The sequence below is a fragment of the Vibrio mimicus CAIM 602 genome (assembly GCF_000338875.1).
GTDB classification, from domain to species: Bacteria; Pseudomonadota; Gammaproteobacteria; order Enterobacterales; family Vibrionaceae; genus Vibrio; species Vibrio mimicus.
Genome location: NZ_AOMO01000116.1, coordinates 1 through 624 on the forward strand (window position 1 = coordinate 1; position 624 = coordinate 624).

General features: G+C 41.5%; 1 protein-coding gene. It reads right to left on the bottom strand.

The window, feature by feature from the left end; genetic code table 11:
* Positions 1–70: 70 nt before the first annotated feature.
* Positions 71–580 carry a GNAT family N-acetyltransferase gene (locus tag D908_RS00035; RefSeq protein WP_005528168.1) on the bottom strand — a complete coding sequence of 170 codons (510 nt, stop codon included), beginning with the start codon at positions 578–580 and terminating at the stop codon, positions 71–73.
* Positions 581–624 lie beyond the last annotated feature (44 nt).

Consider the following 624-nt stretch of genomic DNA (forward strand, 5'->3'; position numbering starts at 1 on the left):
ACCACCTTAACCACTAAAACCAACGCATACCAAAAATGCCACGCGTGCCGAATCACTCTTAAATTGTTTGTTATAAAGCGGACTCTGCGTTAAATGCCTTTTCTAACCACACTGAGCTTATGTTCTGCCCATGTTTCTTCGCATATTCATTGAACACTCCGACTTCTCTGAAACCAAACCGTTTATGTAATGCAACTGATGCGTCGTTTGGTAATGCAACACCCGACAATACACGATGGACACCATAAGCACGAATTGATGAGAACAACTGAGTATATAGTTTAGAACCTAAACCTTTCCCCTTTGCTTCTTGTGCCTGATAAACGGTCACTTCTACGGTGTCGTCAAAAGCTGAAATTGCTCTGTACTGTTGGGAACATGCAAAACCTAGCAACACGCCGTTTTCTGTGGCTACATATAGTTGATGTTTGGTAGTGCTAGAAAACTGAGAAAACCATTTCTGACGATTTTCCAGAGTAAATGGAACTTCCTCAAAGCGTGCATTAGTGTGCTCAATATAAAAATTAAAGATGTCGGTGATACCAGCAACATCTTCAAGTTTACCTGTTCGAATTTCCACGAAATTTCCTTTTCTTCGAGCTTTATAACGCCCGCCTAAGGGGC